Annotated in this window: 16 protein-coding genes; 8 read left to right on the forward strand and 8 right to left on the reverse strand. The window is 71.2% G+C overall.

Going from position 1 to position 21,717, the window contains the following annotated elements; translation table 11 throughout:
* Position 1 precedes the first annotated feature (1 nt).
* Positions 2-895: a hypothetical protein gene (locus tag ACWEOE_RS01915; protein ID WP_452002529.1), complete on the reverse strand. Its 894-nt coding sequence runs from the start codon at positions 893-895 to the stop codon at positions 2-4.
* 219 nt (positions 896-1,114) lie between these two features.
* On the opposite strand from ACWEOE_RS01915, the gene ACWEOE_RS01920 reads away from it, so the two are divergent.
* Complete coding sequence (locus ACWEOE_RS01920; protein WP_452002532.1) at positions 1,115-1,765, forward strand: DUF1707 SHOCT-like domain-containing protein; 651 nt, start codon at positions 1,115-1,117, stop codon at positions 1,763-1,765.
* A 1,118-nt stretch (positions 1,766-2,883) separates the two neighbouring features.
* Here the strand turns inward: ACWEOE_RS01920 and ptsP are convergent.
* From ptsP to ACWEOE_RS01935, 3 genes are all read right to left on the reverse strand, one after another.
* Positions 2,884-4,518 (reverse strand): phosphoenolpyruvate--protein phosphotransferase, encoded by a 1,635-nt coding sequence (ptsP, locus tag ACWEOE_RS01925; RefSeq protein WP_452002535.1) that lies wholly within the window; start codon positions 4,516-4,518, stop codon positions 2,884-2,886.
* Between the two features lie 615 nt (positions 4,519-5,133).
* Positions 5,134-6,006: a ribokinase gene (locus ACWEOE_RS01930; RefSeq protein ID WP_452002538.1), complete on the reverse strand. Its 873-nt coding sequence runs from the start codon at positions 6,004-6,006 to the stop codon at positions 5,134-5,136.
* A gap of 261 nt (positions 6,007-6,267) precedes the next feature.
* The gene (locus ACWEOE_RS01935; protein ID WP_452002541.1) at positions 6,268-7,281 is read right to left on the reverse strand and encodes a hypothetical protein; all 1,014 of its coding nucleotides are present in this window, start codon (positions 7,279-7,281) and stop codon (positions 6,268-6,270) included.
* Between the two features lie 99 nt (positions 7,282-7,380).
* Between ACWEOE_RS01935 and ACWEOE_RS01940 the strand changes: the two genes are divergently transcribed.
* A complete protein-coding gene (locus tag ACWEOE_RS01940) occupies positions 7,381-7,791 on the forward strand; it encodes a hypothetical protein (RefSeq protein WP_452002544.1) in 411 nt (136 codons plus the stop codon).
* Between the two features lie 9 nt (positions 7,792-7,800).
* On the forward strand, positions 7,801-8,538 hold the full coding sequence (locus ACWEOE_RS01945) for a TetR/AcrR family transcriptional regulator (protein WP_452002547.1): 738 nt from the start codon (positions 7,801-7,803) through the stop codon (positions 8,536-8,538).
* A gap of 808 nt (positions 8,539-9,346) precedes the next feature.
* Here ACWEOE_RS01945 and leuS read toward each other — a convergent pair.
* Positions 9,347-12,235 (reverse strand): leucine--tRNA ligase, encoded by a 2,889-nt coding sequence (gene leuS / locus ACWEOE_RS01950; RefSeq protein WP_452002550.1) that lies wholly within the window; start codon positions 12,233-12,235, stop codon positions 9,347-9,349.
* 164 nt (positions 12,236-12,399) lie between these two features.
* Positions 12,400-13,569, reverse strand: a complete 1,170-nt coding sequence (locus tag ACWEOE_RS01955; RefSeq protein ID WP_452002552.1) for an esterase-like activity of phytase family protein — start codon at positions 13,567-13,569, stop codon at positions 12,400-12,402.
* Positions 13,570-13,634: 65 nt separating this feature from the next.
* Here ACWEOE_RS01955 and ACWEOE_RS01960 point away from each other — a divergent pair, with 65 nt between their 5' ends.
* Positions 13,635-14,054 (forward strand): SdpI family protein, encoded by a 420-nt coding sequence (locus tag ACWEOE_RS01960; RefSeq protein WP_452002555.1) that lies wholly within the window; start codon positions 13,635-13,637, stop codon positions 14,052-14,054.
* Here ACWEOE_RS01960 and ACWEOE_RS01965 read toward each other — a convergent pair.
* Both ACWEOE_RS01965 and ACWEOE_RS01970 read right to left on the reverse strand, forming a co-directional pair.
* Complete coding sequence (locus ACWEOE_RS01965; RefSeq protein WP_452003335.1) at positions 14,051-14,632, reverse strand: YqgE/AlgH family protein; 582 nt, start codon at positions 14,630-14,632, stop codon at positions 14,051-14,053. The two genes, ACWEOE_RS01960 and ACWEOE_RS01965, sit on opposite strands and share 4 nt — an antisense overlap.
* Positions 14,633-14,839: 207 nt before the next feature.
* Entirely contained in the window at positions 14,840-16,132 is a 1,293-nt protein-coding gene (locus tag ACWEOE_RS01970) for a class I SAM-dependent methyltransferase (protein ID WP_452002558.1), read from the reverse strand.
* A gap of 154 nt (positions 16,133-16,286) precedes the next feature.
* On the opposite strand from ACWEOE_RS01970, the gene ACWEOE_RS01975 reads away from it, so the two are divergent.
* From ACWEOE_RS01975 to ACWEOE_RS01990, 4 genes are all read left to right on the forward strand, one after another.
* Entirely contained in the window at positions 16,287-17,576 is a 1,290-nt protein-coding gene (locus ACWEOE_RS01975) for an MFS transporter (RefSeq protein WP_452002563.1), read from the forward strand.
* A gap of 116 nt (positions 17,577-17,692) precedes the next feature.
* Complete coding sequence (locus tag ACWEOE_RS01980) at positions 17,693-18,037, forward strand: hypothetical protein (RefSeq protein WP_452002566.1); 345 nt, start codon at positions 17,693-17,695, stop codon at positions 18,035-18,037.
* A 28-nt stretch (positions 18,038-18,065) separates the two neighbouring features.
* The gene (locus ACWEOE_RS01985) at positions 18,066-19,448 is read left to right on the forward strand and encodes a TNT domain-containing protein (protein WP_452002568.1); all 1,383 of its coding nucleotides are present in this window, start codon (positions 18,066-18,068) and stop codon (positions 19,446-19,448) included.
* A complete protein-coding gene (locus ACWEOE_RS01990; protein ID WP_452002571.1) occupies positions 19,449-21,695 on the forward strand; it encodes an ADP-ribosylglycohydrolase family protein in 2,247 nt (748 codons plus the stop codon).
* Positions 21,696-21,717: the final 22 nt, after the last annotated feature.

Raw genomic sequence — 21,717 nt, forward strand, 5'->3', positions numbered from 1 at the left:
TTCAGGACGCGCTAACCGCGGCTGTCTGCAGGGCGCCGGTCAGCTTGGCCTTTCCGAGCCGCCACGCGGGTTCGCCCGGGTGCCAGGCCGCGACGACGCCGTCGTCGAGCACGAGGTCGCCGTCGTCGGTCCAGTCCAGTGACGAGTGCTTGAGGTTCCCGGTGGTGTACGGCATCGACGGCGACTGCTGCCAGGTCAGGTCGGTGAGGTCGAGCAGCCACACGTCGCGGGTCTGGATGTCGGAGCTGTGCCACGCGGGCGAACCGAAGTCGACGGCCACGAAGTTGCCCTCTCGGCTCGGCACGACCAGCGGACTGCTCTGGACCACCGGTGGCTCGACCTTTTTCCGGCTCCCGTCGCGCAGGTCGACGACCGTCAGGTCCGTGAGGCCGCCGAGGATCAGCCGGTCGCCGACCGCGGCGAGGATGCGCGGGGACTGCTGCACGGTGCGTCCGGTGTCGGGGTCGATGAGGACGTCGACGGTTTCGGCGGTGCCGTTGTTCACCGTGATGAGCAGGCCGTGGGAAGTCTCCTGCCGCAGGATCGTGGTGCAGCTCGCGGAGCTGCCGCCGTCCCGCACCGCGCCGGCGAGCGACACGTGCTCGAGGCGGCAGCTGTCCGGCGCGTCCTGGCGGATGACCCACACGCTCTTGGCGTCGGCGCCCGGCGCGAGGCTCACTGCCTGGCCGAGCGGTGTGGCGACGCCCGCGTAGGCGAAGACGTCGAACGGCTGGCACGTCAGCTGGCACAGCGGCGTGGTGAGGATGACCGGGGTGCGGCCGACGCGCCGCACCGAGACCAGCCGATCGCCTCCCGGCACGCCGGGGACGGTGCCCGTCGCGCCGGTGTCGGCGTCGAACAGGGTCGGGGGTGAGGTGGCGAGCAGCAGTTGCACGTCGATCCCGCCGCGGCCGGCCGACCCGTTGAGCCCGCTGGGCGGCGGTCCGGTCGTCCGCTGGGTGGGGGTGGCCGTGGGGGCCGGGGCTGGGGCTTCGCCCGTACACGCGGCCAGCAGCAAGCTCGTCGCAACGAGGGCGACGCCGGCGCGAAATACGGGTCCGTTCAGGGTTTTTCCCCGATCTGGCGAGGGAAATACGGTTCTACCATCGTTTTCATGGCCGAGGAAGAGACGACCGGCGCGGAGGCCGCGACCGAGACGAAGCCGTTGACCGCACGCGACATCAGGGTGTCGGACGACGAGCGCGAGCACGTCGTCGCCGTGCTTCAGAAGGCGATCGGGCTGGGAATGCTCAACCTCGACGAGTTCACGGAACGCACCGACAAGGCCCTGGCTTCGCGCACGCGCGGCGAGCTGAACGCCGTGCTCACGGACCTGCCGGGCCTCCTGCACCCGGGGGCGGCGCCGTCGATCGGTTACCCGCCGCCGCCTCCGAGTTACGCCCGTGGTCAGCGGCTCGAACTCAACGCCAAGTACTCGTCCCTCCAGCGCGGCGGCCCGTGGCTGGTCCCGCCGGCGATGGTCGTGCGCAACAAGTACGGCAGCACCAAACTCGACTTCACCGAGGCCCGCGTGTCGACGCCGGTCGTCGAGATCGAACTGGACTCGAAGTGGGGCTCGGTCGAAATCGTCATCCCGCCCCAGGCCGCCGTCGACTACAACGCGATCACCGAGATCAAGTTCGGCTCCCTCGACGACAAAACCGGCAGCAACGGCCGCGCCGGCACCCCTCGCTACGTCATCACGGGCCGCATCCACGGAGGCTCGCTGGTCATCCGCAACCCTCGGCGGGGCTTCTTCGGCTGACCAGCGGTGCGGTGCCGGACCCGGTTTTCCATCCGTCGGCCGGGTCCGGCTCCGATTTTTTGCTGCCCGGTGTCGGGATCGACGCAGGTCAGTGCGGCTCGCCGTTGCTTCCGGCTCAGCCAGCGCGGGTGAGGACAACGGGCCCGGCAGGCCACGGCGTTCGTCGCGAACCCCGGGAGGCCCGAACTTCGCCACACTGCGGCCGGATCCGCGCCGGTCAGCGGTGCGGCTTCGTTACATCCGCCTCGGCGAGCCTGACCGGGGGCCAGGGCAGCGCCGCCGGACGGCAACGCTCGCCGGCAGGCTTGGGCCTCTTTGTCATCACCCACCAGCCCGGCAGGCCACAACACGCCGCCACGCCGCGGCCGGACACGTGCCGGCGAGCGTCGCCATCCCGTCGCTTCACCTCCACGAGCCGGGCCGCGGGCCAGCGCAGCACCTCCGGCTGGCAACGCTCGCCAGCAGGCTTGGGGCTCTGTTGGCTATCTCCCACCAGTCCGGCAGGCCACAACACGCCGCCACACCGTGGCCGGACCCGCGCCGGCGAGCATCGCCATCCCGCCGCTTGCACCTCCGCGAATCTGACCGCAGGCCAGAGCAGCACCAACGACCGGCAACGCTCGCCAGCCGGCTTGGCGCCCCTTGGTCATCACCCACCAGTCCGGCAGGCCACAACACGCCGCCACACCGCGACCGGAACCGCGCCGGCGAGCATCGCCATCCCGCCGCTTCCATCTCGGCGAGCCTGACCTCGGGCCATCGGCACCGCCGGCAGGCAACGCTCGCCAGCAGGCTTATGCCGTCTTGGTCATCTCCCACCAGCACGGGCACAACACGCCGCCACACCGTGGCCGGACCCGCGCCGACCAGGTCGCCGCCCCGTCGCTTCCATCTCCGCGAGCCTGCCCGTGGGCCGGCGCAGCGCCACCGGACGGCAACGCTCACCAGCAGACTTCGGGCCCTTTGGCCATCTCCCGCTAGTCCGGCAGATCACAGCACACCGCCACACCGCGGGCGGACCCGCGCCGACCAGGTCGCCGTCCTGTCGCTCCCATTTCGACGAGCCGGACCGCGGGCCAGCGCCAGCAGCGTTCACCGAAAGCTCGGGAGGCCTCTGGTTACCTCGCGCTTCGCGCCGCCGTCGGGTTGGCGCTGGCCAGTGCCGCGGCCGCCGTTGTTTGGGCGTCGGCGAGGGTGACCGTGGCCAGGGAGGCGCCGACCGCGCGGACAGCCGCCGCGTTCATCGACAGGCTGGTGAAGCCCAGGCCCGCGAGCACGACGGCTAGGCGCGGGTCGGCGGCCGCCTCGCCGCAGACGCCGGCGGGCTTGCCCGTGGCCTTCGCGGCGTCGCCGATGAGCTTGAGGAGGCGGAGCAGCGCCGGCTGCCACGGGTCGTTCAGCTTCGCGACCGCGCCGAGCTGGCGGTCGGCGGCGAAGGTGTACTGGGCGAGGTCGTTGGTGCCCACGGACACGAAGTCGACGACGTCGAGGATCTCCCGCGCGGACAGCGCCGCCGCCGGGATCTCGATCATCACGCCGGCGCGCGCGATGCCGGCGGCGCGCACGCGCTCGGCGAACCACGCGGCCTCTTCGGCCGTCGCGACCATCGGGGCCATCACGGACACTTCGGCGCCCGAGTCGTCGGCCGCGCCCTTGATCGCTTCGAGCTGCCGGTCCAGCACCTCGGGCCGGTCGAACGCGACCCGCAGGCCCCGCACCCCGAGCGCCGGGTTCGGCTCGGCGTCCGGGTTGAGGAAGGCGAGCGGCTTGTCGGCCCCGGCGTCCAGCGTCCGCACTATCACCGGCTTGCCGCGGAACGGCGCCAGCACCGCTGCGTATGCCTTGCGCTGCTCGTCGACGGTCGGCTCGGCCGGCGCGTCGAGGAAGCAGAACTCCGTGCGGAACAGGCCCACGCCCTCCGCGCCCGCCTCGGCCGCGGCCTTCGCGTCGGCGGGGGAGCCGACGTTGCCGTAGACCTTGACGACGTGTCCGTCGGCGGTCGCGCCGGTGCCGTTCCACTCCGCCGGCCCCTGCGCGACGGCCGCGATCACCGGCTCCGCCGGGTCCGCCGGCTCGACCACACCGGTGTCCCCGTCGACGGTCAACGCCCTCGCGTCGAGGTCGAGCACACCCTTCACCGCCACGACGGCCGGAATCCCCAGCGCCCGCGCGAGAATTGCGGTGTGGCTCGTCGGCCCGCCCTCCTCGGTGACCAGCGCGAGCACCCGCGCCGGATCCAGACCCGCCGTGTCCGCGGGCGCCAGGTCACTCGCCACGAGCACACTCGGCGCCAACAACTCCGGCACCCCCGGCGGCTGCTGCCCGAGCAACTCGGCCACGAGCCGGTCCCGCACGTCGCGGACGTCGCGCACCCGCTCCGCCATGTACCCGCCGGCCGCCGACAACGCCTCGGCAAACCCCTCGGCCGCCTCGTAGACCGCCCGCGCCGCCGGCAGCTGCCGCTCTTCGACGAGCTTGCGCGCCTGCCCCGCCAACGCCGGGTCGGCCGCCATGGCCGCCGTGGTGATCAGGATCGTGGCGGCCTCACCGGTGGCCGCTTCGGCCTGCGCTTCGAGCCGCTGCGCCACGACCTCAGCCGCGGGCCCGATCCTCCCGGCCTCCGCCCGGGCATCCTTCGGCGCCGGCCCAGCCGGCGGCTCGCCCAGCGGCTCCGCCACCCGCACCACGGGCCCCCTCGCCCGGCCCGGACTCACCGCAACCCCGCTCAGCCTCGCCGGCGTGCTCTCAGACATGGTCTAGACCATATCGCAGATGTGGCAGGGTGGCCCGCGGTGTCGGCCACACTCGCTGGCCCTGGTCGCGTTCCGGCATGAGCAGCACCTCCTGGCCCTTGAGACGCTCGCCCTCGCTGCTCCGGAAGGCAAGCGGTGCTCTGCCGCAGGCTAAGGCGGATCCGCTCAGGACTCCACTCTTGCCCGAAGCCCCCACTGGTCCGACTTGCGCCGAACCTTCTGTGGCCGGCGCCGCGATCGCCCCACCCCAGGACCGGCCCCGTGCTCCAGCTCGCGCTTTGCCTCCCAGGCTCCGACCCGTTCCTGTTCGAATCCACTGACCCGATCCAGCCCCGGCAAACACCCCCGCCCTCCCTTGGGGGGGCTGCCCTTTTCCAGTTTACCGAGGTCAGGCGCCCGGAAACGGCCTGCGATGAATCTGTGGACAACTCGGGTTCGGCGAGGTCGCTTGTGGATAACTTCGGGCACCAAGCGGTAAAACCTCAGTGCACGGAACAACCCAAGAGGCCGGGACCAGGCTGGAAGCCATTCCGGTCGATACGGCGATTGGTTGGGCGGGTGTGGTGCCGAACCCGAGGGCGGAGCCGAAGCCCGCCGCAACCACAAGGCCGCGGGTCAGGCCAGTTCAGCGGCCGTCGGGTACGAAGGTTGGGCGCCGGGGCGGGTGACGCTGAAAGCGGCGACCGCGGCCGCGCGGTGGGCGGCGTCGGCGAGCGAAGCGCCCGAAGCCAGGGAAGCCGCCAGAGCGCCCGAGAAGGCGTCGCCGGCGCCCGTGGTGTCGACGGCCTCGACCGCGGGCGACGAGACCGAGACCGTGCCCTCCGTCGTGATCACCACGGCGCCCCGGGAACCCAAGGTCACCACGGCCGCACGCGGGCCCAGGGCGAGCAGACCCGCCGGGTCCGCCGAAGGGGAGCCCAGGAGGTAAGCCGCCTCGTGTTCGTTGATCAGCAACACGTCCACCGCACGCAAAGTCGACGCCGGAAGCTCAGCCGCGGGCGAGAGGTTGAGCAACACAGTCGCCCCGGCTGCGGCCGCGAGGGAGACCGCGCGCGAAACCGTCGGCAGCGGGACCTCCAGCGAGAGGACGACCACCGACACCCCGGAAAACACCGACTCGGTCACGTCCGAGGGCTGAAGCGCCGAGTTGGCGCCGGGGGAAACCAGAATCGAGTTCTCCCCGTCGGGCGTGACCGTGATGTACGCGATGCCCGTCGGCCGGTCGACCGTGCGCAGGTGCTCGAGCGAGACGCCGGCGCCCGCGAGGGAGTCGCGCAGCAGAGCGCCGTAGGCGTCCGATCCGACCGCCCCCAGCAGGGCCACGGAAGCACCCAAGCGACCGGCGGCGACGGCCGTGTTCGCGCCCTTGCCGCCTGGGGAGAGCACGGTGTCGCCGCCCAGGACGGTTTCGCCGCCGGCCGGGCGGTGGTCGACGGGGACGACGAGGTCGGCGTTGGCGGATCCGACCACCAGCACGGCTGCGCACATGGGCGTCACTGTGCCACGAGGACGTTCGGGCGCTGGTCACGCACCGTCCGTGCGCAAAAGTGAAGGTTTTTGTAACTTATTCGGCGCCCAGTGCGACAATCAGGCGAGCAGCGGCTGCCCGTCACTCGATCGGGGGATACGTGTCCCCCAGGCGTCACTTCTGACACGGGTTCCGCTCTTGTGGAGCGTCACTGTCCTTGAGCCAGTGGCGTTGCCCCGACCGGAAGCGCACCGGAGAGGGCATCGGGTCGCCGGCGCCGATCACGTAGCCCCCCGAGTGATCGGCGTCGGCGGCGCCCCGACCAGGGCGGCCACGGCCCGAGCGGCCGGCATCGAAACGCCCGAGGCCAGCACGAAATCATCGCCATCACGCCGGAAAACGCGCACCACGCCACCTGCTTCGGCCGTCACGGCAGCGATCTCTTCCCGCCGCACCACAGTCCCGTTGTCGTATCGCGGTGTCCACATCACACCGTCACCGTCCACGGTGAACACGCCGCGCGTGCCGCGGTGCCGGGTCCACCCCAGCGCCGCGACGCACACCGCGACCGCGATCAGCCCGGGCACCAGGACCGGCAGCCAGACCCGCACCACGAGCACCGCCACCAGCAGCACCACCGTGCCCCCGACGGCCGCCTGGCGAGCCCCCGACGCCTTGCTCGCCCGCACCTTCACGCTCGTCCCGGCACCCGGCGGCACCCGCTTCACCGAACCCCACCGCACCACCGTCGCCGCGACGCGCTGCAGGCCGAAACCACCGCGCCGCACCTCGAGCGACGGCCACCGCACCAGCCCTGGCCGCACGGTCTCGATCGCCGCCGCCAGCCGCTGGGCCTCGCCCGGTTCGAACAACGTCGAAAGGACGTACCCCTGGGGCGCGCGCCGGCTGAACTTGCGCGCGAACCGCTCCTCCTCGACCGGCACGAGGTACACCTCGACGCGGTTGTGCTTCTCGACCAGCACGACGTCGTGGAAATCCTCCCAGCGCAACACCAGCCGCGCGTCGCGCACCGGGAAGCGCAGCCCCTCGGCCGCGACCTCGAAACTCAGCCGCTCGCGACGCATTCCCCGCCGTCCGACCGGAATGCACCCGAGCAGCACCAGCCCGATCAGCGCGATCACCGATCCCGCGTACAGACCGGCGCGGCTCAAGGTCATGAGCACTCCGCCGAACGCCGCGATCAGGACACCGGGAACACCGAACAGCAACGTGGCCAGCCGCACCTCGTCCGGTGGGACGGGCGCGGGGTAGGAAATCGTGGTGACTTCGCTCATCTCGGGACGAAGTGTGACAGAACGCGGTCGGGGTTTCCCTACCCCGTTCGGCGGACGGCCGGGTGTTTTCGCAGCTCACCGCTCCCTAACGTCGAAACCATGACGATCTCGGACTGGAAACGCGTGGTCTACGCCGTGGTCGCGCTGCCCGCCTGCTTCGGCGGCAAACGCGCGCGTCAACAGCTCGCGTTGCGGCTCATGGGCGAGCCGCCGCGTGAAGGGACCCCTCGGTACGCGGCGGCGGCCGGGGTGAGCGTCGCCGCCGTGCCCATTTCGCTGCTCGTGTGGTTCCTGGTGTGGCGGATTTCGACGTACGGCCTGTTCTGGGACTCTGCGTCGGCCGCCGAATCGTGGGGCGGGCCATCCCTGGCCGGGGCGTGGGTCGTGCACCTCTTCGCCGCGCTGGGCATAGCCACGGTGGCGATGGGGGTGCTGCGGCCGCTCACCCGGTTGCAGGCACGCCTGCTCTCCGGCCGCGTTGTTACGGGAACGAGCGCACCGACCACCTAGAATGTCCGGATGAGCAGCCCCACGCGAAGGGGCCGCGCGCGAGCGGCTACCGAGCAGGACATTCGCCGGACCGCCCGGAAACTGCTGGTCGAACAGGGTCCGGACGCCGTGACGCTCCGGGCGATCGCCCGGGAGCTGGGCATCACCGCGCCGGCCCTGTACCGCTACTACGAATCGCGCGACGACCTGGTCGAGAACCTGCGCCTCGACGTCTGCGCGGACCTGGCGGCCGAGCTCGCCGAGGACGTCGCCGTGCTGTCCGACGACGGCATGGCGCAGCTGTTCGCCATCTGCAAGGGCTTCCGCCGCTGGGCGCTGACGCACACCAAGGAGTTCACGCTGGTGTTCGCCTCGCCCACGGGTGGCGTCGGCACCACGGCGGGCAGCGCGCTGCACCGCCTCGACGAGCCGTTCGGCCGCATCTTCCTGGCCGCCGCCGGCCAGGTCCTCGCCACGCACGACCTGGTGATGCCACCGAACGACGTCGTCCCGCCCGAGCTGCGCGACGACCTCACCGCGTTCCAGAGCGAGCTGCTCAGCGTGCTCGGCGAGTCCGGCCGCGCGATCGCGCCCGAGAAGCTGGATCTCGGGCTCACGTACCTGATGATCCAGTTCTGGGCCCGCCTCTACGGCCACGTGACGCTCGAGGTGTTCGGCAACTACCCGATCCCGGTGTCGAAGCCGGACATCCTCTTCGAGGCCATCCTCACGGATCTGGCCCGTGACGTGGGGATCTACTCAGGCTAGGCCGCGTGGCCGCCGTCGACCGACAGCGTCGCCGCGGTGATGCACGCGCTCGCCGGTCCGGCGAGGTACGCCACGGCGTCGGCCACCTGCCCGACCGACCGCCGTCAGTGGACGCTGGTCGTCGGCATGCGCACCGCCGGCCGGGTTCATGTCGGCGTCGGTCGGGCGCGATGCACGAGGTCCACGGGGACGCCGTGCTTGCGCGGACTCCTCCCGATTTCATCGGGGCCGGCCTTGGCAGCGTGAGCCGCCGCCCGATAGCGACACGCACTGGCCGCCACCGATGCTGCTTCGATCAGCCGAGGTCTTCGCCCAGGCACGACCAGCGCGAGCACCCCCGTTCGCCCGCGCAGCATCGCGCCTCACTTCGCTGGCCGCGTGGCCGCTGGTGAAGCCGAACCAACCCTGACCACGTGCCTGAATTCCGCCCCCGCGCCTGACAAACCCCCGCCCACCTCGGGGGGCGTCCCCAGCCCAGTATATCGGCGCCCTGCGACGAGAATGCCGAAAACCGCTGGTGGAGGGCTAGTTGTCCACAACTCGTCGGTCCTGTGGACAACTGCGGCGGCGAGGCGCAGGGCCGTGCGCGGCAACGAGGTTCGGGGCGCGAGGACCGGTTGGTCAACCCACTGCCGCAGAAACCGCCGTGTTGGCGAAGACTCGCGTTGAAGGGCGCGCACCGGAGCAAACACGTCGCCAGCCCGGGCACGAGGCCAAAGCAGAACAGCGCAGAACGCGCGAACTCACCGGGTCCAGCCGCTCGGTGCGGTCCGGCCCGGGTAGCAGCCCCGAGCCGGACCGCGGCGGGTCACAGCACGATGTTGACCAACCGGCCCGGCACCACGATCACCTTGCGCGGCGTCTTGTCGCCCACCAGCGCGGCGACCTTCTCCTCCGCCAGCGCCGCGGCCTGGACCACGTCGGACGACGCGTCCGCCGGCACCGTCACCCGGGCCCGGACCTTGCCGTTGACCTGGATCGGGTACTCGACCGAGTCCTCCACCAGGTACTTCTCGTCGACGACCGGGAAGGGGCCGTGGACCAGGGAGTCGGCGTGGCCCATGCGGTGCCACAGCTCCTCGGCGACGTGCGGGGCCAGCGGCGCCAGCAGCAGCACCAGCGGTTCCGCCACCTCGCGCGGAGTGCCCGCAGCCGAGCCGTACACCTTCGTCAGGTGGTTGTTCAGCTCGATCAGCTTCGCGCCGGCCGTGTTGAAGCGCATCTCCGCGTAGTCCTCGCGGACGCCCGCGATGGTGCGGTGCAGCAGCTTGCGGTCGGCTTCCGTCGGGTCTTCGGCGGTGACGCGCAGCTCGCCCGTCTCCTCGTCGATCAGCAGGCGCCACAGGCGCTGCAGGAAGCGGTGCGCGCCGACGACGTCCTTGGTCGCCCAGGGGCGGGACATGTCCAGCGGACCCATGGACATCTCGTACACCCGGAAGGTGTCCGCGCCGTAGGTGTCCGACATTTCGTCGGGCGTCACGGCGTTCTTCAGGCTCTTGCCCATCTTCCCGTACTCCTGGGTGACCTCCTCGTCGCCCAGGAAGAACTTGCCGTCGCGCTCCACGACGTCGGCGGCGGGCACGTGCACGCCGCGCGCGTCCGTGTAGGCGTACGCCTCGATGTAGCCCTGGTTGAACAGGCGCCGGTACGGCTCCTTCGACGACACGTGCCCCAGGTCGAACAGCACCTTGTGCCAGAAGCGCGAGTACAGCAGGTGCAGCACCGCGTGCTCGACACCGCCGACGTACAGGTCCACACCACCCGGGTCGTCCACACCGTGCTCGGCCGGGCGCGGCCCCATCCAGTAGGCCTCGTTCTCGGGCGCGCAGAACACGTCCGGGCTGTCCGGGTCTACGTAACGCAGCTGGTACCAGCACGAACCTGCCCACTGCGGCATCACGTTGGTGTCGCGGCGGTACTTCTTCGGCCCGTCGCCCAGGTCCAGCGTGACCTCGACCCACTCGGTCGCGCGCGACAGCGGCGGCGACGGCTCGGAGTCGGCGTCGTCCGGGTCGAAGGTCTTCGGCGTGTAGTCGTCGACGTCCGGCAGCACGACCGGCAACTGGTCCTCGGGCAGCGCGATCGGCATGCCGGTCTCGTCGTACACGATCGGGAACGGCTCGCCCCAGTAACGCTGGCGGGCGAACAGCCAGTCGCGCAGCTTGTACTGCACGGTGCCCTCGCCGGCGCCCTGCTCCTCCAGCCACGCGATGATCGTCTTCTTCGCGTCGGCGACACCCATGCCGTCCAGGGAAACGGTGTCGTTGGCGGAGTTGATCGCCGCGCCCTCGCCGGTGAACGCCTCGCCCTCGAAGCCCTCGCCCGGATCGACCGTGCGGATGATCTCCAGCTCGAACTTCTTGGCGAAGTCGTAGTCACGCTGGTCCTGCGCCGGCACGGCCATGATCGCGCCGGTGCCGTAGCCCATCAGCACGTAGTCGCCGATGAAAACCGGGATTTCCTTGCCGTTGACCGGGTTCACCGCGAACGCGCCGGTGAAGACGCCGGTCTTCTCCTTGTTCTCCTGACGGTCCAGATCGGACTTGCGCGACGTCGCCAGGCGGTACTCGGCGACGGCGTCGGCCGGAGTCTTCGCGCCACCGGTCCACACGGCCGGGTGCTCGCCGGCCCACTCGGCCGGAGTCAGCTTGTCGACCAGCGGGTGCTCGGGCGCCAGCACCATGTAGGTGGCGCCGAACAGCGTGTCGGGCCGGGTCGTGAAGACCTCGATCTTCTCGTCACCCGAAGCGAAAGTCACGCGCGCACCTTGCGAGCGCCCGACCCAGTTGCGCTGCATGGACTTGACCTTCTCGGGCCAGTCCAGCAGGTCCAGGTCGTCGACCAGACGATCGGAGTACGCGGTGATCCGCATCATCCACTGGCGCAGGTTCTTGCGGAACACGGGGAAGTTGCCGCGGTCGCTGCGCCCGTCGGCGGTCACCTCTTCGTTGGCGACGACCGTGCCCAGGCCCGGCGCCCAGTTCACGGGCGCCTCGGAGATGTAGACCAGCCGGTGGTCGTCGATGACCTTGCGCCGCTCGACGTCGCTCAGCTCGCTCCACGCCCGGCCGTCCGGCGTCGGGCGCTCACCGGAGGCGAACGCCTTTTCCAGGTGCTCGATCGGGCGTGCCTTCTGCGCTTCGGTGTCGTAGTAGGAGTTGAAGATCTGCAGGAAGATCCACTGGGTCCACTTGTAGTAGTCCGGGTCGATCGTCTCGATCGAGCGGCGCTCGTCGTGGCCCAGGCCCAGGCGCTTCAGCTGGCTGCGCATCGTGGCGATGTTCGCCTCGGTCGTGGTGCGCGGGTGCGTGCCCGTCTGCACCGCGTACTGCTCGGCCGGCAGCCCGAACGCGTCATAGCCCAGCGTGTGCAGCACGTTGCGGCCGATCATGCGGTGGTAGCGCGCGTAGACGTCCGTGCCGATGTAGCCCAGCGGGTGCCCGACGTGCAGGCCCGAGCCGGACGGGTACGGGAACATGTCCTGCACGAACAGCTTGTCCGACGGCACCGGCTCGCCCTCGACCGCCAGCGCGCCCGTCGGGTTCGGCGCGCGGTAGGTGCCGTGGTCGGACCAGTAGTCCTGCCAGCGGCGCTCGATCTGCCCCGCCAGCTCCGCCGTGTAGCGGTGCGGCGGGGTGTTCTCGGCGCCGGGAGCGCCGTCACCCGTGGCCGGGGCGGGCGCCGTGGACTCTGTCATCGCCGTCTTCCTCCGTGAATCGGACCACTCCAGAAACAACTCGACCCCTCAAGCCCGAAGGCATGAGGGGTCGCCGCGCCGGCCGGGCCAAGTGGTTGGCCGAGTCAGCGCGGCAGGCCAAGGAGCAGCCGAGCCGTGTTCATACAGTCAGTCTAACGGCGTGGTCAAAGCCGTTCCGAAGGGACTGCCAAAGCGATGACCTGCGTCACCTGTGTCGCGGAGAAATTGTTGTCGCTCACGAAGACCAGGCTGCGCTCGCCGTTCGGCAGCGCCGGGCCCCAGGTCATGCCCTCGACGTTGTCGACCGCGGGGACGAAGTCCGACAAATCGGCGATCAGCTTCTTCTTAACCGGCTTCACGTGCTTCGAATCGGCCAGCGATTTCACGTTCAACACGTTCGTGGCGCCCGACGTGTCGATCTCGAACACCCGCACCTTGTTGCCTACGCCGGTCACGAACGAGCGCTCCATCATCAGGAACTTCGTCGGGTCGAGCTGGCTCACGGCGAGCATCGAGGACACGCCGGTGTCGGCGAACGCGTCGGCCGGCACCGGCGTCGCGAACAGCTCCTCCTGCGGGTACGCGTACTGCGCCAGCACCTGGCCCGTGCGCGCCTGCAGCGTGACGCGCGAGAGCGCGCCGGACGTCGGGGTAGGCGGCGGGCCGTCCTGCAGCAGCGGCGCCTCGACCTCGCTCGCCAGCAGCGTGCCGAAGCCGGTGTAGGCGAGGCCTTCGAGCACGTAGTTGCGGCGCGGGCCGGCGTCGGCGGTCATCTTCTCGTCGGCCGGGATCGGCAGGTCACGCACGTACCCGCCAGTGCGCGTCGCCTCGCGGATCGACGGCTGGATGAAGGAGTCCGCCAGCCGGTCGCCCTCCTGCGACCAGGTGTAGCCACCGGTCCACGGGTCCACACGCAGCTCTTCGGGGTCGATCGTCTGCTCGTTCTGCGGCGCCTTCGGGTCATTGGCCGTGAGCGGCGGGTACGGCGTGCCGTCGGGGCGCAGCAGCGGTTTCGTACCGGTGAAGGTCACCGGGCCGAGGTGGTGGGCGTCGAGGGAGAACGTCGCCGTGTAGAAGCGGGCGGGGTTGATCGCGGAACGGTCGTCGCAGATGAAGGCGTAACCGCCCGTCCGCGCGTCGAAGTCGATCGACGACAGGCCGCCGACGGTGGTGCCCTGGAGCTGCAGCGCGTTGGGCACGATCTGCTCGCCGATCAACCGGATCGGCCGGGCGTGGCCCTGCGCGGCGTCGGCGGCGGGTGCGGCCATCAGCGACAGTGACAGGGTCGCGAGGAGAGTGGCGGTGAGCACGCGGCGACGTGCGGACGAAGACATGGTATGTAGCACAACCGCCGAGGGTATCCGCCACGTTGCCGGGAGGTCACGCTTATCCTCAGGGGGTGTTCGCTATCGCGCTCGTCCCGATCGTGCTGGGTCTCGTCGTCGCCTGGGGTGGCTTCCTCGGCTTCCGCGAACGCTTGACCCGCGAAAGCGGTACCGGTGTTCGCACGGAGGCGTCGCTGCGCCGCCACGCCGCGTTCAAACTGGCGAACCGCGTCGCGAGTGTGCCGACGCTCGCCGGTGGCGCCGTCGGCGTGATCGCCGGGCTCGCGGGTATCGCCACGGGCACCACGGCCGGAATCATCGCGGCGGCGGTCGTCGGGATCATCGGCCTGATCGCGCTGGTCGCGAGTGGCGGGGTGCTCGGCGCCCGGGCCGCGCTGACCGTGCCCGCCCCGGCTCCGGCCGCGCCCGCGGGATGCAGCGGCTGCGCCTGCGGCGCCGGTGGCTGCGGCGTGTTCCAGAAGGCTGAAAACTAGTTCCGCTGCAGGTCGCCCGGGTGGGTGGCCAGCAACGCGATCGGCACGCCTTGGCGCCGCAGCACCTGACCCCAGAGGTCCCGGTGCGGTGACGCCAGGATGTCGCTCGGCAGCGCGGGCACGATGACCCAGTCGTCGCGCTCGATCTCGCCCGCCAGCTGCCCCGAGTCCCAGCCCGCGTAGCCGGCGAAGACGCGCACGCCACGCACCTTCGGCACCAGGGCTTCGGGGTCGGTGTCGAGGTCCACGAGCGCGACCGGCCCGCGCACGGCGATCACGCCGGGCACGCTCGCGGCCGTCTCGCCGGTGCGCAGCGCGGCCAGGCACAGGGCCGTTTTCTTCTCCACCGGACCGCCCACGAACACCGACTGCGGCTCGGCCACGTGCCCACCCCAATTGGGCAGGACGTCGTGCACGGGAACGTCGCTGGGGCGGTTCAGGACCACGCCGAGGGTGCCCTCGTCGCGGTGGTCGATGACGAACACCACGGTCCGTTTGAAGTTCGGGTCGAACATCGTGGGGGCGGCGACCAGGAGCGTTCCCGGTTCAACCTCGGCGTCCGCTGGCACGCCGCCAATCCTCCCACTTCCCGCCGCGAGAATTTCCGTCGGCACGGGAACACCAACCACTCGTGCCCCGTTGGGAACAGTGGGTCGGCGCACTCCGTGTCCCCCGGGCTCACTGAAGAACCGCCTTTGTGGAATACCGTTCGGCTGGAGCCACACTGCGCCAAGCCGCCGAGAGGCGACCAAGTGCGCCGGCCCCCTACCTTCCCGAACCGCGGCTCAGCCGTGCCACGTCCGCGGCCGAAGCGGCAGACCCGAAGCACCGTCGTCGGGCGTGCGCACCGCGAGCACCTGGTTGAGGCCGATGCGGTTGCCTTCGAACGCGAGCGCCGAAGCGGCCATGTACAGCCGCCACACCCGCGCCCGCCCCGGTCCGGCCAGGCGCACGGCTTGATCCCAGTGAGCTTCGAGGTTCGCGACCCAGCGCCGCAGGGTCAGCGCGTAGTGCTCGCGCAGAGATTCGACGTCGCGCACCTCGAACCCCGCGCGTTCCAGCTGCGTCACGGTGGTGCCGATGGGGGCGAGCTCGCCATCGGGGAACACGTACGCATCGATGAACCCGTCGAGCTCGTACGCCGATTCGTCGACCCGGGGCCGACGGGCGATCTGGTGGTTGAGCAGCTTGCCGCCGGGGCGCAGCAGGGCGTGCAGATCGCGCGCGTACTCCAGGTAGGTCTCCGCGCCGACGTGCTCGGCCATGCCGATGGAGGAGATCGCGTCGTAGGGACCGTCGGAGACATCGCGGTAGTCCTGCACGCGGATCTCGACCCGGTCGGTCAACCCGGCTTCGGCGACGCGCTTGCGGGCGTAGGTCGCCTGCTCCTCAGAGATCGTGACGCCGACGACGCGCACGCCGTGCTCGCGCGCCGCGTGCAGGGCCATCGAGCCCCAGCCGCAGCCGACGTCGAGCAGGCGCCGGCCTTCGCGCAGGCCGAGCTTGGTACAGACGAGCTCGAGCTTGTCGCGCTGGGCCGACTCCAGCGTGCCGTCTTCGGACCAGTACCCGCACGAATAGACCATCGACGGGCCGAGGACGAGCTCGTAGAAGTCGTTGCCCACGTCGTAGTGGTGGCTGATCGCCCGCTTGTCGCTGCGCCGCGTGTGCAGGTGACGGCTGCGGCGCACCTCCTCGCGCGGCCGCGGTGGTGGCAGCGGCGGACCGGCGAGCTTGACGAGTTCACCGACGGCCGCGCGGACGTCCGGGTCACGAAGGGCCCGCAGCACACCGCCGCTCTCGCCTTCTTCGCGTTCCCAGATCAACGCCGCCATCGAGCCGAGCGCGGTGTAGAGGTCACCTTCGAGCCCCAGGTCACCCGACACCCAGGCGCGGCCGAGGCCCAGCTCACCCGGCTTGAACAGCAGCCGCCGCAGGGCCCGGCGGTTGCGCAGCACGAGCACGGGCGTGCCCGGCGGACCGGCCAGCGAACCGTCCCACGCCCGGATCTGCACCGGGAGCGGTGCTCCGAGCAGCTTCTCGGCAACTCCCGCCAACCGCGCCGCGGCGCCGGTCATGGCCACACCTCCCAAAGGACGACGTCTCCTTGCTGTCAACGCATCCTCGCCCCTGCGCAGTCCCTCGCGGGCGTCACAGCTCAGTAAAATGAGGCCGGTGAAGTGCGCTCATTAGGACCTTCTGAGCCCTTCGCCCCGTAGCTACGCTGGCCCCGTGACGATCAGCGCGACGACGGAGCGGATCGGACCGAAGCTCCTGGTCCGTGATCGCGAGTTCCGCAGGCTGCTCTACACCCGGTTCGCCGCGCAGTGGGGCGACGGCGTGTACCGGGCGGGCCTCGCGGGCGCCGTGCTGTTCAACCCCGAACGCGCTGCCGACCCGCTGGCGATCGCCGAGGGCTTCGCGGTGCTGCTGCTGCCGTATTCGATCGTGGGACCGTTCGCGGGCGCGCTGCTGGACCGGTGGGATCGCCGGCGCGTGCTCGTGTTCGCGAACCTGCTGCGGGTCGTCACCATCCTCGCCTCGGCCGCCGCTGTGGGCTCGGGCCTCGGCGGACCGGGGCTGTTTTCCCTGGCACTGCTGGCCGAAGGGCTGTCGCGCTTCATCGGCTCGGGGCTGTCGGCGTCGCTGCCGCACGTGGTCCCGGCGCCCAGCGTCGTGTCCGCCAACGCCTTCGTGACCACGCTCGGTTCGGTGCTGGCGGTGGTCGGCGGCGGGTGCGCCATCCTGCTGCGGATGGCCTTCGGCGCCGACAACCTCGGCTCGGCCGAGACCACGGCGTTCGCGGCGCTCGGCGCTCTCGTCTCGGCGCTGATCGCCCGCCGGTTCACGCGCGGGGTGCTCGGGCCGACGGTAGTCGACGAGCCGCCCAACCCGTTCGTGGCCGTCGCCCGCGGTCTCGCCGACGGCGCCCGCCATGCCTGGCGCGCGCCGAGCGTGACCGCCGGGTTCATCGCGCTGTTCGCCCACCGCGCGGCCTACGGCATCTCGCTGCTGGTCACCGTGCTGCTGATGCGCAACTACTTCACCGACGACGGGGTCTTCCGCGCCGGGCTGCCCGGCCTCGGGCAGATGGCCGCGCTCGCCGGCGCCGGCATCCTCGTGGCCGGCCTGCTCACCGCGCGGCTGATCCGCGGCTTCGGCCGGCTGCGCTCGATTCTCGGTGCACTGCTGGTGGCCGCCACCGCGCAGGCGGCGCTCGGGCTCCCGATGGTGCTGCCGCTGGCGTTGCTGGCGTCGTTCCTCATCACGGGCGCGGGCCAGGTGCTCAAGCTGTGTGTCGATTCGTCGATCCAGCTCGACGTCGCCGACGAAGCCCGCGGGCGCGTGTTCGCCCTGTACGACACGCTGTTCAACATCACGCAGGTGCTGGCCGTGGCCATCGGCGCGGTGTTCATCCCGGACAACGGGTACTCGCCCGGGCTGATGGTCGCGGCGACGATCTGCTACTTCCTCGGCGGCGCCGGTTACCTCGTCGCGCGCCGGCGCGCCACGCCGAACTGATTCGCTGCCGCAAACCGTTGGGCCGAACGGGGTCAGTGATCGTCGCATTGGCATTAGAGTGACGCGTGACCCGGCCGGGTGAACCCCGGCGAGTGCAACCAACACGGGGGGCCACCGTGAGTACCGCAGGGGACGATCGCGCCCTGGAAGCCGCTCCTGCAGTGCTGACCTCACCGGACGGGCTCGTCCGCGCCACGGTCGGGCCCGGCGGCACCCTCGGCCGGCTCGAGTTCGCCCCGGACACCTTCGGCCGCACCACTCCGGCACAACTCGCGTTCACCGTCCAGGCCCTGGTGCAGCAGCTCGCCGAGGCCCCGCTCACCGATGGCGCGCCGCAGCAGATGCCGGCCCCTCGGCCGACCCCGCGACGCGTGCGCCCACGCACGGCGAGCGCGGCCAAGCCGCAGGGCACCCTGCCCCCGCGCAGCGCCATGCCGCAGCACCGTCGCCGCGGCTACTAGCGCCGCGCACCCGGATGTGCTGAGACCTGTGGAACCACCACTTTCCGAGTCCGACCAACACGAGCGGCTCGTCGAGATCGGGCGGCTGATCCGCGCCCACCAACCCGACGAGGGCGCCCCCGCGGGCATCGGCTTCGCGCAGGTCGGTGACCACACCGAGGTCCAGCCGCGCAACACCGAGGCCGGCCCCGAGCTGGTCGGGCTGTTCCACGCGCTGCGCGCCGGCATGTACCGGCAGGGCCGCGGCACGTGGCTGCAGGCGCGGTTCGTGCTCGCGCCCGACGGCACGTTCGACTTCGACTTCTTCGTCGACGGCGAACCGCAGTGGACGACCCCGCCCGACGCCGGCGCGTACCGCGACGAGCTCGAGACGTTCCCCCGCGAGGACGACAACATCCCCGACTGGTGGCGGGTGCGCGCCGGCCTGCCGCTCGGCGTCGAGTTCCGCCGCGCCCGCCCCGCCGAGGTGGGCGAGGAGCGCGAGCCGCTGCCGGACGAGGAGCTGCCGCTCGTGCTGCAGTACCTCGAACGGGAAGCGCTGGTCGACGACGCGCACCGCACCGACGGCACGTGGCTGTGGCCCGAGACCGTGCCCCACCAGCTGCGCCACCACGGCGTCGCGCCCGAGCCCGAGCTGGTCGCGCACATCCGGGCGCTGGGGTTCCAGCCGCCGTACGTCGAGCACCTCGTGCGCCGCACGGCCGAGGCTGATCTGCTCGGCCGGCCACGGCCTCGGCCCGGCGCCACCGACGGGCGGCCCACCGAAGGCGACGTCGCCGCCGAGCTGGAGACCGATCCCGATCCGGAGCTGGCCGACGAGCAGCTGCTGGTGGTGCTCGTGCAGCGGCTCGGGTCGTTCGGCGTGTGGCCGCAGGCCTACCGCATCGGCGCCGTCGAGGCGGGGAGGTGGTGCCTGACCAGGGGAGACGACGGCTGGACCGTCACCTCGGCCGCCGGCGCCGGCCAGACCTTCGAGCACCTCGCCGGCGCGGCGCAGCAGCTGCTCGGCGCGCTGCTGCTGCACCCGGCCCGGCTCACGGGCGGGCGCGAGACCCCGCTCGAGACGGCGAAAGAGGTGGACGACTGGCCGATCCAGCCCGCCGCGGGTGATCCACCGTTGACGCTGCTGCGCAACAAGCGACTCACACGACTGCCCGAAGGTACGGTCGTCCTGCGCTTCGGGGAGGAACCGGGCAACCTCGTTCACCACGGCGAGGTACGGTTCGCCACGACCTCACTGCCACTCGAACGGGAACGGGTGACACACACTTACCGCCTACGACGGTCACTCTACGTGGTCACCGGAGTCACGGTGCCCTGGGCGAACCTGCCGGGCGGGGCGGTGGCTTACGTGTTGCCCAAGCCGATCGCGGAGCACGAGTCCGACGGAAGCCTGGAGAGGATCGAGTAGGTGGAAGCGGCGGAAGCGATGGAAAAGGTCGTGAACTGGCTACGCGCGGTACACGGTCCCCAAATCGCCGGACCCGGCGGGCTGCGGGTCGACACCGAGCGCGTGCTGCGCATCCCCGAAGGCTGGTCGATCCCGTACAACACCACCGCGTACCTCGACGACGGCCGGCCGGACAAGGAGCTCTTCCCGCCGCCGTCGGTCGTCGTGCGCGAGCCCGACGGTGAGCTGCGCCAGGCACCGCCGAACCCAGGAGGGCTGAGCATCCCCGTGGCGTTCCCCGGCCAGGAGAGCTGGCGCGAAGTCGTGGACCCCGAGTACGTGAAGGCCGGGTTCGGCGAGCTCGGTGTGCCGCTGCAGGCCGTGGCCGGCTGGGTCAAGGTCGACAACGAGGGCCGGCAGACCGGCGACGAACGCGAGAACCCCGAATACAAGGCCGGCCCGATCCGCCGTGGGTACCCGAAGCCGGAGAACACGCTGGAGACGCTGCTCGCGTTCGCCAGCGTCGGCTGGCTTTCGCGGGAGCAGTTGCTGATCGGCCTGCTGCGCTGCGACGTGTTCGTGCCGCTCGATCCCGAGACCGGCGCCACCGACCGCTTCTACTTCTCCGAAGAGCGCAACGAGCTGCGCGTGTTCAGCGCAACGCGCCACTTCCCGCCGCGTGAGCACGCCTGGTGGCGCGTGGACCTCGCCACCCTCGCCGAGTTCGAGCATCCGCCGAACCTCGTGATCAACGGCGGCCCGGCGACGTTCGAGGACGTCGCCGGCGAGGACCTCACGGCCATCGCCAAGCGCTTCCCGCGCCACGAGCCGCGCATCGACCGGCACGGCCGCGGCCCCGAAGCAGAGGAAGACCTCGAACGGCTCACCCGTGACACCGCCACGCGCATGGGCCTCGACAAGCCGGTGGCCGTGCCGCTGGCGGCCGCCGAAAACGCGCGCCGCCACGGCTACGAGCTGACCGCGGAGGAGTGCCAGCGCACGGTGCTCGGCCAGTCGTGGCTCGACCGCCTCGCGATGGCCGAGCCGCCGCGCAGCAAGCCGAACGACTGGCGCGCCAACGGTCTCGTGCCGGGCTGGGACAACCTCGGCCGGGTGATCCCGCGGCTGGACACCTTCGGCAAGTACCCCGACCGCGACCTGGAGAACTTCCGCTACGGCTGGCAGCGCGTGGCTGGCGCGTACGTGGGCTTCGCGCTCGGCGAGGCGCTCGGCATGGCCGTGGACCGGATGCGGCTCGACGAGATCGTCACGCAGTTCGGGTCCGAGGGCGTGGCCGACCTGCCCGTGGCGTTCGACCAGCCCGGGCGCATCGGCTCGCTGACGCAGCGGCTGCTGTTCTACACCGAGGCCGTGGTGCGCAGCCCGCACCGCGAGCAGCCGGAGTCGCGTGACGTCGAGCAGCAGTTCCCCTCGGTGGTGCGCGGTGCGTTGATGCGCTGGCTGCACACGCAGGGCGCGCCGTACGACGAGGCCGACGGCTGGCTCGTGAAGGTGCCCGAGCTGCACGTGCGCCGCACGGCCGACGACGCCGAGCTCAACGCCTACCACGCGGCGGTCACCGGATCTGGGCAGGCAGTGCCGCTGTCGGGCCCGACTTCGTTGATCGCCGCGCTGCCCGCCACGCTCATCGCCGCCGGACCCGGCACGGGCTTCAGCGGCGGCGTGCGCCAGGCGGTGCGTGACCTCGTCGGCGTGACGCACCCGCACGAGGACGACCTGGCCGCGGCGACGTACCTGGCCTGGCTGTTCGAGCCGGTGCTCACGAAGGACGCCTTCAGCTACCCCGTGTGGAACCTGTCGCGCGAGATCCTGACCGACCACAACACCACGTTCGTCAGCGGTCCGGAGTGGGCGCCGGTGAAGGCGATGGTCGCCGAGTCGGTGCCGTTCTTCGGCGAGCACGGGCTGCCCGACCTGCGGATGCCCGAGCTGATCGGCGACGGCCAGGGCACGCTTTCGGTGCTGGGCCGCGCGTTCGCCGCGTTGTCCGGCTTCGAGAACTACCCCGAGCAAGCCCTGTTGCGCGCGGTGAACCACTCGGGTCGCAGCGCGCTGACCGGTGCGATCGCGGGCGCCCTGCTCGGCGCGCGCGTGGGCGTGCCCGGGCTGCCGCAGAAGTGGGTCGAGCAGCTGGAGCTGCGCCACCTCATCGAGCAGGTCGTGACCGACGCGCTGTGGCACTTCGACCGCCGCTCGGCGCTGAGTTTCCTGGGCGAGGAGTGGGTGCAGCGCTACCCGCGGCACTGACCGCGCGCCGGTTCGAAAAGAT

It is taken from the genome of Amycolatopsis sp. NPDC004368, from assembly GCF_053602515.1.